The 12169-nt window shown below is 48.0% G+C and carries 14 protein-coding genes; 5 read left to right on the top strand and 9 right to left on the bottom strand.

Annotation, left to right across the window (positions count from 1 at the left end; translation table 11 throughout):
• Positions 1-199: 199 nt before the first annotated feature.
• On the top strand, positions 200-823 hold the full coding sequence (gene rcsA / locus D9736_RS02550) for a transcriptional regulator RcsA (RefSeq protein WP_130216461.1): 624 nt from the start codon (positions 200-202) through the stop codon (positions 821-823).
• 43 nt (positions 824-866) lie between these two features.
• On the opposite strand, the gene dsrB is transcribed toward rcsA, so the two are convergent.
• Positions 867-1055 (bottom strand): protein DsrB, encoded by a 189-nt coding sequence (dsrB, locus tag D9736_RS02545; protein WP_000867217.1) that lies wholly within the window; start codon positions 1053-1055, stop codon positions 867-869.
• 163 nt (positions 1056-1218) lie between these two features.
• On the opposite strand from dsrB, the gene yodD reads away from it, so the two are divergent.
• On the top strand, positions 1219-1446 hold the full coding sequence (yodD, locus tag D9736_RS02540) for a peroxide/acid resistance protein YodD (RefSeq protein ID WP_000844800.1): 228 nt from the start codon (positions 1219-1221) through the stop codon (positions 1444-1446).
• A gap of 297 nt (positions 1447-1743) precedes the next feature.
• Positions 1744-2559 (top strand): mannosyl-3-phosphoglycerate phosphatase-related protein, encoded by an 816-nt coding sequence (locus D9736_RS02535; protein ID WP_130257629.1) that lies wholly within the window; start codon positions 1744-1746, stop codon positions 2557-2559.
• Here the strand turns inward: D9736_RS02535 and dgcQ are convergent.
• From dgcQ to D9736_RS02520, 3 genes are all read right to left on the bottom strand, one after another.
• Positions 2556-4250 carry a cellulose biosynthesis regulator diguanylate cyclase DgcQ gene (gene dgcQ / locus D9736_RS02530; protein ID WP_130257628.1) on the bottom strand — a complete coding sequence of 565 codons (1695 nt, stop codon included), beginning with the start codon at positions 4248-4250 and terminating at the stop codon, positions 2556-2558. The two genes, D9736_RS02535 and dgcQ, sit on opposite strands and share 4 nt — an antisense overlap.
• A gap of 315 nt (positions 4251-4565) precedes the next feature.
• Positions 4566-4748: a DUF2158 domain-containing protein gene (locus tag D9736_RS02525; protein ID WP_130216455.1), complete on the bottom strand. Its 183-nt coding sequence runs from the start codon at positions 4746-4748 to the stop codon at positions 4566-4568.
• A 78-nt stretch (positions 4749-4826) separates the two neighbouring features.
• Complete coding sequence (locus D9736_RS02520; protein ID WP_130223633.1) at positions 4827-5744, bottom strand: DUF808 domain-containing protein; 918 nt, start codon at positions 5742-5744, stop codon at positions 4827-4829.
• Between the two features lie 170 nt (positions 5745-5914).
• Here D9736_RS02520 and yedA point away from each other — a divergent pair, with 170 nt between their 5' ends.
• A complete protein-coding gene (gene yedA, locus D9736_RS02515) occupies positions 5915-6835 on the top strand; it encodes a drug/metabolite exporter YedA (protein WP_130257627.1) in 921 nt (306 codons plus the stop codon).
• Here the strand turns inward: yedA and D9736_RS02510 are convergent.
• Genes D9736_RS02510 through drpB form a run of 4 tightly spaced genes read right to left on the bottom strand, consistent with a single transcriptional unit; the run spans position 6824 to position 9776 of the window.
• Entirely contained in the window at positions 6824-7294 is a 471-nt protein-coding gene (locus tag D9736_RS02510; RefSeq protein WP_130257626.1) for a very short patch repair endonuclease, read from the bottom strand. The genes yedA and D9736_RS02510 overlap by 12 nt on opposite strands.
• A complete protein-coding gene (gene dcm, locus D9736_RS02505) occupies positions 7275-8693 on the bottom strand; it encodes a DNA-cytosine methyltransferase (RefSeq protein WP_130257625.1) in 1419 nt (472 codons plus the stop codon). The genes D9736_RS02510 and dcm overlap by 20 nt, the downstream gene beginning before the upstream one ends.
• A gap of 42 nt (positions 8694-8735) precedes the next feature.
• Positions 8736-9455, bottom strand: a complete 720-nt coding sequence (locus tag D9736_RS02500; RefSeq protein WP_130257624.1) for a phosphohydrolase — start codon at positions 9453-9455, stop codon at positions 8736-8738.
• Between the two features lie 39 nt (positions 9456-9494).
• On the bottom strand, positions 9495-9776 hold the full coding sequence (drpB, locus tag D9736_RS02495; protein ID WP_254446237.1) for a cell division protein DrpB: 282 nt from the start codon (positions 9774-9776) through the stop codon (positions 9495-9497).
• A gap of 648 nt (positions 9777-10424) precedes the next feature.
• On the opposite strand from drpB, the gene D9736_RS02490 reads away from it, so the two are divergent.
• Positions 10425-11540, top strand: coding sequence for a porin (locus D9736_RS02490; RefSeq protein WP_130257623.1), 1116 nt, complete (start codon positions 10425-10427; stop codon positions 11538-11540).
• Positions 11541-11629: 89 nt separating this feature from the next.
• On the opposite strand, the gene D9736_RS02485 is transcribed toward D9736_RS02490, so the two are convergent.
• A complete protein-coding gene (locus tag D9736_RS02485) occupies positions 11630-12034 on the bottom strand; it encodes a universal stress protein (RefSeq protein ID WP_130257622.1) in 405 nt (134 codons plus the stop codon).
• Between the last annotated feature and the right edge of the window lie 135 nt (positions 12035-12169).

The raw sequence follows: 12169 nt of genomic DNA, 5'->3' as shown, positions 1-12169 counted from the left end.
TTTTAACCTCACTCACATATCGCAACATTTACTTTACTTTAAGACAATTCCAGGCAAATTATACAACGCTTTACGGGATAGTAAGTCCGCCTGAAAATTCGCGAGAGTGGCGCATTAGGTGACCCATGTCGTTCCGTTTAGTCATGATGAAATATTCAGGTAAGGGGAATTATCGTTACGCATTGAGTGAGGGTATGCCATGTCAACGATTATTATGGATTTATGTAGTTACACCCGGCTGGGTTTGACCGGGTATCTGTTGAGTAGAGGGGTGAAAAAAAGAGAAATCAACGACATTGAAACCGTTGATGACCTTGCCATCGCTTGTGATTCACAGCACCCTTCAGTGGTGTTTATTAATGAGGACTGTTTTATCCACGATGCTTCTAACAGTCAACGTATCAAGTACATCATTAATCAACATCCCAATACGTTATTTATCGTTTTTATGGCAATTGCCAATGTTCATTTTGATGAATATCTATTGGTCAGAAAAAATTTATTGATCAGTTCCAAATCGATTAAACCGGAATCTCTTGATGATATCCTTGGCGATATTCTGAAAAAAGAGACAACGATGGCCAGCATTTTAAATATGCCAACGCTATCATTAAGCCGGACCGAATCGAGTATGTTGCGAATGTGGATGGCTGGCCAGGGAACGATTCAAATATCCGACCAAATGAATATTAAAGCCAAGACCGTTTCATCGCATAAAGGCAATATTAAACGTAAGATCAAAACGCATAATAAACAGGTTATCTACCATGTCGTCCGACTGACGGATAATGTGACAAATGGTATTTTTGTCAACATGCGCTAGGGCATACTGACTGGTGGTATTCCACCAGTCAGGCTGACAGAAATTACTCTGCTTTCTCCACAAAGATACCATCCTGATGCCCTGCTTCATTAAAGAACCAGATGCCGAGCGGGTAGTCTTCCAGCGAAACCAGGTACATTGTGCCTTCACTAAACTCCTCAACTGCCAGTACCACGCCAGGACGACGCGGACCGCCATCCGTTTTGACTGTTACCCGATCATTCACCTTCATCGTTTTCCTCCTGTGGCTTTGTGCCAGTTTAGAACAATTTCGTTTTTCTGACAGCGCCAGGCGCGTGCGAGTGCTGATTTTCTCAACGGTCTATACTTAAGAAATGCCTGGCTGACATGACGTGTCGGCAGCAACATATAAGCAACGGTTGCGAGGATAGATGATGAAAACCGCAAAAGAGTACAGCGATACCGCAAAACGTGAGGTCAGCGTCGATGTCGATGCCCTGCTGGCGGCGATCAATGAAATTAGCGAAAGCGAAGTTCATCGCAGTCAGAACGATTCAGAACACGTCAGCGTCGATGGCCGTGAATATCATACATGGCGTGAATTAGCCGATGCCTTTGAACTTGATATTCATGACTTTAGCGTCTCTGAAGTGAATCGCTAAATGCGTCATAAAAAAATCCCGGCCCTTGTTGGGGCCGGGATCAAACTTGCTTAAGCAAGAAGCACTTAAAAAATTCGTTACACCAGGAAATCTGATGCGTTCATCACCTTATCCGCAATTTTTTATGCTGACAAGAAAATATTCTTGATATGAATGATTAACGTCACTTATGAATGGAAGTGTGATCCACGTCACCCCTTGAAGGCTCTGGCGTTCACGTGATCGCTCCCGAAAAACGATTTTTTATTATTCGTGCTGTTTTAAGAAACATCCAGGCAAGGGGAGTACTGCGCGATCATGCTTTCAATTCATCAACCGCTGCTGATTTTTACCGATCTTGATGGCACCCTGTTGGACAGTCATAGCTATGACTGGCAACCTGCCGCCTCCTGGTTAATCCGCCTGCGGGAAGCGGAGATCCCCGTGATCCTGTGTAGTAGTAAAACCTCGGCTGAGATGCTGTACCTGCAAAAGATGTTAGGTCTGCAAGGATTGTCACTCATTGCAGAGAACGGCGCGGTGATCCAACTGGATCAACACTGGCAGGATTTGGACGGCTTTCCGCGCATCATCTCGGGGATTGCTCATAGTGAAATCAGCCTGGTATTAAATACGCTGCGTGAGAAAGAACACTTCAAATTCACCACCTTTGATGACGTCGATGATACAACCATCGCTGAATGGACTGGCTTAAGCCACAGCCAGGCAGCACTGACGCAGTTGCATGAGGCTTCTGTCACGCTTATCTGGCGCGACACTGACGAGCGGATGGCGCAATTTACCGCTCGCCTGAATGAACTGGGCTTGCAATTTGTGCAAGGTGCGCGTTTCTGGCATGTGCTGGATGTCTCAGCCGGGAAAGATCAGGCAGCCAACTGGATCATTGCGGCATATCAGCAATCGCGTGGAAAACGTCCGACCACGCTTGGCTTAGGCGATGGCCCAAATGACGCACCATTACTGGAAGTGATGGATTATGCGGTGATTGTAAAAGGGCTAAACCGGGAAGGCGTGCATTTGCAAAATGAGGATCCGGCCCGTGTCTTGCGGACACAGCGAGAAGGACCGGAAGGCTGGCGCGAAGGGCTGGATCACTTTTTCACGGCCAGTTAAGGGCTATCGCTGGCGCAAACCTGATTGCGCCCCGCTTGTTTTGCAAGATACAACCGTCGGTCGGCCAGAGACTGTAATTGTTCAAAATCATAATCGCCGGTTTCCTCACTGCTACTCACCCCCAGCGAGGCACTGATGCGTAGGGTTGTGCTCTTGGCGATCAACATCTCTTTTTCATTCAGCTTCAGGCGAATACGTTCGGCCACTTCCGTTGCCTGCGCCAGGTTAGCGCCAGGCAGAATCACACAAAACTCCTCGCCGCCCACGCGGCCGGCAACGTCCTGTGAACGCAATGAATGACTGATTAATCCGGCAGCATGCGACAGCACACGATCGCCTGCCTGATGACCAAAGCGGTCATTAATCGCTTTAAAATGGTCAAGGTCGACCTGGATGACAGAAAACGGATGTTTGTGTATCTGACACAATTCGGCAAGCGGACGCGCTTTTTCGAACAATGCGCCACGGTTATACAAGCGCGTTAAGGTGTCATGCCACGCCTGCCACTGCAACGAGCTTTGCAGGACAAACATATTGCTGACCATCTGGCGAATCACATACCAGGAGATAAGTAACATCGTCGTAAAAAGCGCCCACAGAAGGGTTAACGCAATGCTGATGCTGCCGAAATCACCACGCACACCTTCACTGAGCGAATGAATGCGCACCAATGCGCCGTCAAAATGGTCCAGTCGCTCCCAGCTAACATAGCGACTGTTCATCCTAATGCCACCGCGCGTATCGTGTTCCATAGCCTGCGCCAGAGATGCCAGCTCTCGAGGATCAAAGAGATCCTCCGCCAAGTGTTCCGGGTTAGAGGAAGTTAATAATTTCAGTTTACTGTCGTAGAGCTGATATTCGCCATCCAGGTTTTTATCAATAGCGTTTTTTAGAAATTGCTGCATTGAGCGCACAGGGATACTCATCCCCAACACGCCATACCAGTAATTATTACTGTCGACCGGCACGCTTACGGTGACCTGCGGTTCAGTAACATTGTTATGGTCATGCTGAGAGGTAAACCAACGTACGCCACGTTGACGATTTTCTCGTTCTGATTGGCCGATAAACCAGGGTTGTGTGACAAATTCGTAGTAACGCGTAGGGATATTTCGGGTAAACAACGTCGGCTGCGTCGAAACGTAGAATCCGGCGCGGGAGACATACATCGCCTGTTCAACCATCGAAGTAGAGTTGTGCGCCAGTCGTAGTAAGTAGCCGACTTCCAGTGCGGCAGTAATTTCATTGTCGAGTAATTCATTTTCGCGAGACAGCTGATTTCCCTCGCTCACTAACGCATCCGAGACACCGTTTACTGACAGAGTGCGTCGTCTGTTGAGTTCGATTTGCCAGGCGTGCTCGTCGCGATGTTGTTCAAACTCGACAACAGCGTTACGCATAGAGGTGAAATCCAGCGGCGCAACAAGGGCTTCACGCATTCCATTACGCAAAAAAATCAGTTTATCGACGTTATATTGCAATTGCTTATCGAGCGCGTTGGCAACGTTTTCCAGATGATTACGCTGGCTTGAGATATAGGCGTCTTCCAGCACCACGACTTCACGCCAGGTAAGCAAAGTGGAGAAGATCAACACCACGATAAAGCACAGATTAACGACATGACCTGGCCCCAGGCGGCGTGCGAGTTTTTTTAGCCAGCTCTGGTTTTCCATTTTTGTCTCGTGCTGCACCCTGACGACTCCCAACCTGCTTTTTAATGATTCTGGCACAACCTGGCGATAGCGTACCGCCAAACAACGATAATTTTATAATGTTGGCATGATACGAGGCATCAGGCCTTCGATACTGACGCTGGCACAACTGCCGGATGCGGCGTGAACGCCTTATCCGGCCTACTTTTGATTCTATCGCCAGATATCGATTATTTGTATAACCCTGGCATGATAAGACGCGACAGCGTCGCATCAGGCACTCCATGCAGACGCTGGTACAACTGCCGGATGCGGCGTGAACGCCTTATCCGGCCTGGTGTTAATTGCACACTTTCAAACTTCTTCCGACGAACAACTCCTCTCCCCCGGAACAAGCTCGGTTTCATGAAAAGCTTCCCGCTTGACCCCATAACCGTCATACCACCGGCACTCAACCATACCGCTGGAATACCCGGTGACAATCATCCGCGGGCCGCCCTCTTTTACCGTGACTTCCTCACTAACCATAAAGCTCATACTCGCCTCCTTTTTTCGAGTGAAACTTGTTCACCTTAGTCGAGGATGGCGAATTTTGCATAACAGCCAATGTGAATTTTAATGTGCCTGGCCGCGCATTTTCGCTACCACTTTCACTCCCAGCACCACGATGCCACCGATGATAAATCCAAGAATCAGATTTAAAACAGTCGGTAATATCATCGCCACCAGCGCGTTCTGCTGTTCGGCAAAATGTTCAATGGCATGATGCAGCGGCGCGATGCCATGCACCACAATGCCGCCACCCACCAGGAACATCGCCAGCGTGCCGACAACCGATAATGCTTTCATCAGCCAGGGCGCGATAATCAACAGCCCCTTACCCAATGCCTGCATCAACGTACTGGACTTTTCTGCCAGCCAGTAGCCCAGGTCATCAATCTTAACGATAATCCCCACCAGGCCATACACGCCAATCGTTACCACCAGAGCTATCCCTGAGAGCACCAGCACCTGATTAATCAGCGGCGCTTCCGCCACAATGCCCAGCGTTATGGCGACAATTTCCGCAGACAAAATAAAATCGGTGCGAATGGCCCCTTTTATTTTGTCCTTTTCAAACTTGAGCGGGTCTTGCTCCGCCAGTTTTTCCAGACGCTGCTGACTCTGCGCCGGATCCTCTTTGTGTTTACGCGCCTCCAGCATATGTAGCACTTTCTCTACCCCTTCAAAGCAGAGAAACGCACCACCAATCATCAACAGTGGCGTAATTGCCCACGGGATAAATGCACTGATGATCAGCGCCAGCGGCACCAGAATCACTTTGTTGATTAGCGATCCCTTCGCCACGCCCCAGACTACAGGAAGTTCCCGGTTGGCACGCACACCTGAAACTTGTTGCGCATTAAGCGACAAGTCATCCCCTAATACACCGGCGGTTTTCTTCGCCGCCAGCTTGCCCATCACGGAGATATCGTCCAGCAAAGTGGCGATATCATCGAGCAACGTCAATAAACTACTCCCGGCCAAAAGCATTCCCTCTCATTTTTTCGTTGACGCGCTAAGTATGAAGCAAAATCGGCTTGCCTGATACTTGCTTCACAGGTCAACATTTTTTTAACAATCAAGCACAATTATATCTCTCGCCAGCAGAATGATTTTCACGTTTACTATGAACCACCTTTTTATTTCCACCGTGAGGGATTATGCGTTTCCGCCAGTTATTACCGCTTTTTGGCGCGCTGTTTGCGTTGTATATCATTTGGGGCTCGACCTATTTTGTCATTCGGATTGGCGTTGAAAGCTGGCCACCGTTAATGATGGCGGGGGTGCGATTTTTGGCAGCAGGTCTTTTATTGATGGCATTTTTACTGCTGCGTGGGCACAAATTGCCGCCGCTACGTCCCCTGCTCAACGCCGCGCTTATTGGCCTGTTACTGCTGGCTGTCGGTAACGGTATGGTGACGGTTGCCGAACATCAAAACGTCCCTTCCGGCATTGCCGCCGTGGTGGTGGCAACGGTGCCACTCTTTACTCTTTGCTTCAGCCGCCTGTTTGGCATTAAAACGCGCAAACTGGAATGGGTGGGTATCGCCATTGGGCTTGCCGGGATCATCATGCTCAATAGTGGCGGTAATTTAAGCGGTAACCCGTGGGGTGCAATGCTGATTTTAATCGGCTCAATTAGCTGGGCGTTTGGGTCGGTTTATGGCTCACGCATTACCTTACCAGTAGGGATGATGGCAGGTGCCATTGAGATGCTGGCGGCTGGCGTAGTGTTAATGATTGCGTCGATGATTGCGGGTGAAAAACTGACAGCAGTCCCTTCGCTTGCTGGTTTCCTTGCAGTCGGCTATCTGACGCTGTTTGGCTCGATTATCGCCATCAACGCTTATATGTATTTAATCCGCAATGTCAGTCCGGCTCTGGCCACCAGCTACGCCTATGTTAATCCCGTGGTCGCGGTATTGCTGGGTACGGGTCTGGGCGGCGAAACGCTGTCGAAGATTGAATGGCTGGCGCTAGGAGTGATTGTTTTCGCCGTGGTGCTGGTCACGTTGGGGAAATATCTCTTCCCGGCAAAACCCGTTGTCGCTCCCGTCATTCAGGATGCATCAAGCGAGTAAATGAATCCCCAGAGTGTCGATCTGCGCGCTGGCGCCCTCGCCGCAGATCCACTCTTCCAGACGCTCGGTAAGTGCCGCGTCCGTTAATTTCTCCCGCCCGCGTAACGCACATTCCCAGACAATCAACACGCGCCAGCCGAGTTCCTGCAAACGACTGATATCGCGCCGATCGCGCTCGACATTTTTACCAATCTTCTCCAGCCAAAAATCTGTTCGCGTGGCGGGGACTTTAAACAGGTAGCAATGGTGATGGTGCCAGAAGCAACCGTGGGCAAATATCACACAGCGAAATTCATCAAGGACAAAATCCGGACGTCCGGGAAGATTGGCCTCCTGAACACGAAACGCCAGCCCCTGCTCAGTTAACAGGCTGGCGAGACGTTTCTCGATTGCCGTATCGTGCGTGGCAATCGCGCGCATATTTTTGCTACGCGTGGCCTTATCGTGAACATCGGCCATGTTGTGTTTCTCGCTGACGCAACGCCACCGCTTGTCTGATTTTTGGCTCGAGCAGTTTTGCCACCGCGGCAAAGACCGGTACTACCACCGAATTACCGAACTGACGATAGGCCTGCGTATCAGAAACCGGTATACGGAATTTCGCTTCTCCCGGCGCTTCAAAGCCCATCAGACGCGCGCATTCGCGAGGCGTTAATCTTCGTGGGCGATGTTGCTGATTCTGCGGATCGTCAAAGTCTTTCTCACCTGTCGCCATATCCCAGCCGCGATCGATTAAGATTTCCGCGCCGTCTTTATAATAACGGGCAGAAAGCGTGCGCGTGACACTTTGCGGATTGTTCGGATAAACCATCCCATAACCGAAGCCGTTACCGCGCGCCTGATGCTTTTTCGCATAGCGATAGAGATACTTCCATAGCACCGACGTCAGGATATATTTCGCTTCGACCATCGGGTCCAGTAATTGCGCCAGCGTCACTCGCTGCACCGGGAAACAATCGCTAATGTCACGCAGAGTGAAATCTTCTTTCAGATTAAGATCGCGACGAAAGCCCACCAGCACGATGCGCTCACGATGCTGTGGTAGAAAATGTTTGCCATCGATGATTTTCGGATCGTCCGGGCCGTTATCTTCTGCGTCGGCAACGTCATAGCCCAGTTCGTCCAGTGTCTGCATGATGATGCGGAACGTTTTACCCTGGTCGTGGCTTTTCAGGTTCTTAACGTTTTCGAGCACAAAAATCGCCGGACGACGAGCGTCGATAATGCGCACCACATCAAAGAACAGCGTACCCTGGGTATCGCAGGCAAAACCGTGCGCCCGCCCAAGCGAGTTCTTTTTCGATACGCCAGCCAGTGAAAACGGCTGGCAAGGAAAACCGGCCAGTAAAACATCGTGTTCAGGAATGTGCTGACGAATATGTTCCGCCGCCGCGTCATCACTTACGCCCTCTTTATGGCTCAGGGTAATGTCGCGGATATCTTCATTAAAATGATGAGTTGCCGGATCGCAATAATGGTTGGCTTTATAGGTGCGCACCGCATGTTTATTCCATTCACTGGTAAATACGCACTGACCGCCAATTGACTCAAAACCGCGACGGATACCACCAATCCCGGCAAAGAGATCGATAAAGCGAAACGCATAATGCGGATGATGTGCTGGCGGTTTGGGTAGCAACGTTTGCAGGTGGGCGAACTCATTTTCACTTAAACGGTGCCATACCGAATCATTCGCCAGCGCACGTTTTAAAATCGCCGCGCTCCAGTGATTCTCACCCACACCATTAAGTTGCGCCACCAGCGTTTTAACATCATAAATTTGCAGCAGTTTCTCCAGCATTGCCTGTGCGGCATTCCCGGTGCTGTATGAATCGGTTACTGAAATATTTTCCTGCATAGATTTAACCGGCCATATGAGATGGCCGACAGGTTAACATAATTACATCGGTTTAGGGCCACGCGCGCAGCCAGCTGGCGAAAACGCATCAATCACGTTGTGATCGATACCTTCATTCTCCCCCGCCAGTTCCGCACTAAGTTTGGCCATAAATTCCACCAGAAAACGGGCGTTGTGTTGCGCCAGTTGTTTACCTTTTGCGGTTTGCATCGTTTGGGGTAGTTTTAGCAGCTTGCTCTGGAAGTGGTCCAGCGCGTAACGTTTATCATCGAGCGGGCGATGCTGCGCGAACGGATCTTCGCCATCAAACAGCGCCACACCCAACGCGCCTGAAACCGCAAACACACGCGCCAGGCCAATTGCGCCTAAGGCTTCCAGCCGGTCCGCATCCTGCACGATTTTAGCTTCCGCCGTTAGGGGCGTAATTTGCGCACTGAAACTGTGTGCTGCAATGGCATGACAAACGGCCTCGATTTTCTCCGCTGGAAATTGCGCGAACTCTTCACATAGCAGGCGACGCGTCTCTTCTGCTGCCAGTATTGAAGATTGCTGTCGTTGCGGATGATTTTTCGCCAGGCTCACGATATCGTGAAAATAACAGGCGGTTAAAATCACCAGCATGTCCACGTCTTCATCTACCGCCAGTTTTTGTGCCGTCGCCCAAACGCGGCGAAAATGACACAGGTCATGGGCCGCGTCCTGATACTGATGATGGCTCTTCAACCAGTTCTCGAATTGTGCCTGCCAGTGTTGTAAGTCCATATGCGCTCCGCTGCCAAAGAGTCGCAACCTTAGCAGTTTTTACTCATAGCGTCTGTTACGTACGGGTCGAGGTCGCGTGTACCAGGCAATGCCGCCCAACAACGCACCGACCATGGCCATAAACAAAAATCCCACTAACGCACCTAACCACTTACCCGCAGTTGAACCTAAATCACTTTCAAATCCAGACACGGGGGCATCGGGGATGCGGCTCATTACCCAGATGTAACGCGCCATTACCCAGACAAAATAACCACACCAGGTATAGAAAGCCCATAAAGCCAGTTTGCCGCCAGGGCTGCGAGAGAGTCTTTCTTCCATTGCTGTCGAACCATACTCCATTTTGAGATAACCCGGAAAATTCAGACTTATACTGTTATGTGATAAAAGTCACATTTTTCCACATCGGTCGAGCCAGTCAAGTCTCACTCATTTTTTGTACAAATATATGAATCTTAACCACTGACATTATGTGCAGAAAAAACAAGTCGGAAGGCATTTGTTTTTTGTTTGGGCATAATTGATTAATTCATATTTTGAATATATTGGCATTGAATACAATTATACCTTTTTTGTTTTCTGTGTCATGATGACTACGTTATTAGCCTTTTATCGTCTTGTTTATATTTTTTGGGCCGGCATGATGCCGGCTTTTTTTATGCGTTTATTTATGTGCAGTAGATCACACTCAGTCTTTAGCTCAACAACCATTGACGCAAGCTATCCTTCCAAAAGAACAATAAACAATTGATATACATATATAAATATGATGAATGCTTATGTCTGAAATTCATAATCATGAATTATATTAAATAGAATGGAAACATTTTGAAATCTTTTAAATACATTTGTTACATGTAATCTTTAAAATAAAATGAACTTCATAGAATAGTATCCAAATGTGCTTTTTTTTGGATAACGGCACTTATTGATATATTCATGAAGATTATAATCACAAGGGAATACATAATGAAAAGAAAAGTTCTGGCAATGCTGGTCCCGGCGTTATTAGTTGCTGGCGCAGCAAATGCGGCTGAAATTTATAATAAAAATGGCAATAAAGTTGATTTCTACGGCAAGATGGTTGGTGAGCGCATCTGGTCGAACACTGATGATAATAACAGCGAAAACGAAGATACCTCCTATGCTCGTTTTGGCGTAAAAGGTGAAACTCAAATCAACAGTGAACTGACTGGTTTTGGTCAGTTTGAATACAACCTTGACGCCAGCAAGCCTGAAGGTTCTAACCAAGAAAAAACTCGTTTAACCTTCGCTGGTTTGAAATATAACGGACTTGGATCTTTCGATTACGGTCGTAACTACGGTGTTGCCTATGATGCCGCAGCTTATACCGATATGTTAGTTGAATGGGGTGGCGATTCCTGGGCTTCCGCTGACAACTTCATGAACGGTCGTACCAACGGTGTTGCAACCTACCGTAACTCTGATTTCTTTGGTCTGGTTGACGGTCTGAATTTTGCTGTTCAATATCAAGGTAAGAACAGCAATCGTGGCGTTACTAAACAAAACGGTGATGGCTATGCGTTGTCTGTAGACTACAACATCGAAGGTTTTGGTTTTGTCGGTGTTTATGGCAAATCTGATCGTACCAATGAGCAAGTTGCTGATGGAAACGGTTCAAATGCAGAAGTATGGTCATTGGCAGCAAAATATGATGCGAACAATGTCTACGCTGCTGTGATGTATGGTGAAACTCGTAATATGACACCGACATCAGTTAATACAGGCGGCTTCGACAAAGACGGCAACTCGATAATGCGCGATCAACTGATCAACGAAACTCAGAACTTTGAAGCAGTTGTTCAGTATCAATTCGACTTTGGTCTGCGTCCATCCTTAGGTTATGTTTACTCCAAAGGTAAAGATATCAAAGGGGTACCTGGCCATAAATATGTTGACGCTGACCGCGTGAACTACATTGAAGTTGGTACCTGGTACTACTTCAATAAGAACATGAACGTTTATACTGCATACAAATTTAACCTGCTGGATAAAGATGATGCAGAAATTACCAATGCCGCATCTGATGACCAGTTTGCAGTTGGTATTGTCTACCAGTTCTAATCAGCCAACGCGCCGCGGCACGTAACTGTAAAACATAATATCGGCCTGAGTTCGTCCCTCATCGAATTCAGGCTTTTTTATATCCCACATCAAATCACCAACAGCGGCACGCTAAACTGCCGTAGCATGTCGATAAACCCTAATTCATGCGTAGCTCCCAGCACAATAACATCAGCCAGTTGTTGTTCAGCAAGTTCCTTTATCCCTTCCGGAAGAGTGCCGAAATGAACATATGTATGAATAAATCCTTCAGGCAAAACCAGTTGTTCTGCTATATGAGCTAAACGGCACACAGCCTGCCCACGTAGAGCTTCTTTAAAACGATGCATATCAGAAATATACCCACGCTCGAGAACTCTTAAATATTCCGGTATAAAGCCAAGTAAGTGAACATGCCCAGAAGAAACATTGGCGAAAAATTGCGCATGAAAAAACGCTTGCTCTCTATCATCCCGAGAAAAAACATTCACCGGAATAACAATATTTCGGTACATAGGTATTCCCTGAAAAAATTCAATATTAATCAACTGCGCTTGAATGATTAGTGCATATTTTTAATGCTATATTTATGTCATTATCTTTAGAAAAGTTATCGTTGCTGCCCCACTTTAGTCTCCAGCCCATTCCCT

Source organism: Escherichia sp. E10V10, assembly GCF_004211985.1.
In the GTDB taxonomy this organism is placed as follows: domain Bacteria; phylum Pseudomonadota; class Gammaproteobacteria; order Enterobacterales; family Enterobacteriaceae; genus Escherichia.
The sequence above is the reverse complement of the archived record's forward strand: the minus strand, read 5'-3'. Positions and strand labels throughout refer to the sequence as shown.

Excerpts from the sequence above, each read along its gene's own strand:
- yodD (WP_000844800.1), top strand. The coding sequence starts at position 1,219 with ATGAAAACCGCAAAAGAGTACAGCGATACCGCAAAACGTGAGGTCAGC.
- D9736_RS02485 (WP_130257622.1), bottom strand. The coding sequence starts at position 12,034 with ATGTACCGAAATATTGTTATTCCGGTGAATGTTTTTTCTCGGGATGAT.
- D9736_RS02525 (WP_130216455.1), bottom strand. The coding sequence starts at position 4,748 with ATGAGCTTTATGGTTAGTGAGGAAGTCACGGTAAAAGAGGGCGGCCCG.
- yedA (WP_130257627.1), top strand. The coding sequence starts at position 5,915 with ATGCGTTTCCGCCAGTTATTACCGCTTTTTGGCGCGCTGTTTGCGTTG.
- D9736_RS02500 (WP_130257624.1), bottom strand. The coding sequence starts at position 9,455 with ATGGACTTACAACACTGGCAGGCACAATTCGAGAACTGGTTGAAGAGC.
- rcsA (WP_130216461.1), top strand. The coding sequence starts at position 200 with ATGTCAACGATTATTATGGATTTATGTAGTTACACCCGGCTGGGTTTG.
- dsrB (WP_000867217.1), bottom strand. The coding sequence starts at position 1,055 with ATGAAGGTGAATGATCGGGTAACAGTCAAAACGGATGGCGGTCCGCGT.
- D9736_RS02520 (WP_130223633.1), bottom strand. The coding sequence starts at position 5,744 with ATGCTTTTGGCCGGGAGTAGTTTATTGACGTTGCTCGATGATATCGCC.
- D9736_RS02510 (WP_130257626.1), bottom strand. The coding sequence starts at position 7,294 with ATGGCCGATGTTCACGATAAGGCCACGCGTAGCAAAAATATGCGCGCG.
- D9736_RS02490 (WP_130257623.1), top strand. The coding sequence starts at position 10,425 with ATGAAAAGAAAAGTTCTGGCAATGCTGGTCCCGGCGTTATTAGTTGCT.
- drpB (WP_254446237.1), bottom strand. The coding sequence starts at position 9,776 with ATGGAAGAAAGACTCTCTCGCAGCCCTGGCGGCAAACTGGCTTTATGG.
- D9736_RS02535 (WP_130257629.1), top strand. The coding sequence starts at position 1,744 with ATGCTTTCAATTCATCAACCGCTGCTGATTTTTACCGATCTTGATGGC.
- dcm (WP_130257625.1), bottom strand. The coding sequence starts at position 8,693 with ATGCAGGAAAATATTTCAGTAACCGATTCATACAGCACCGGGAATGCC.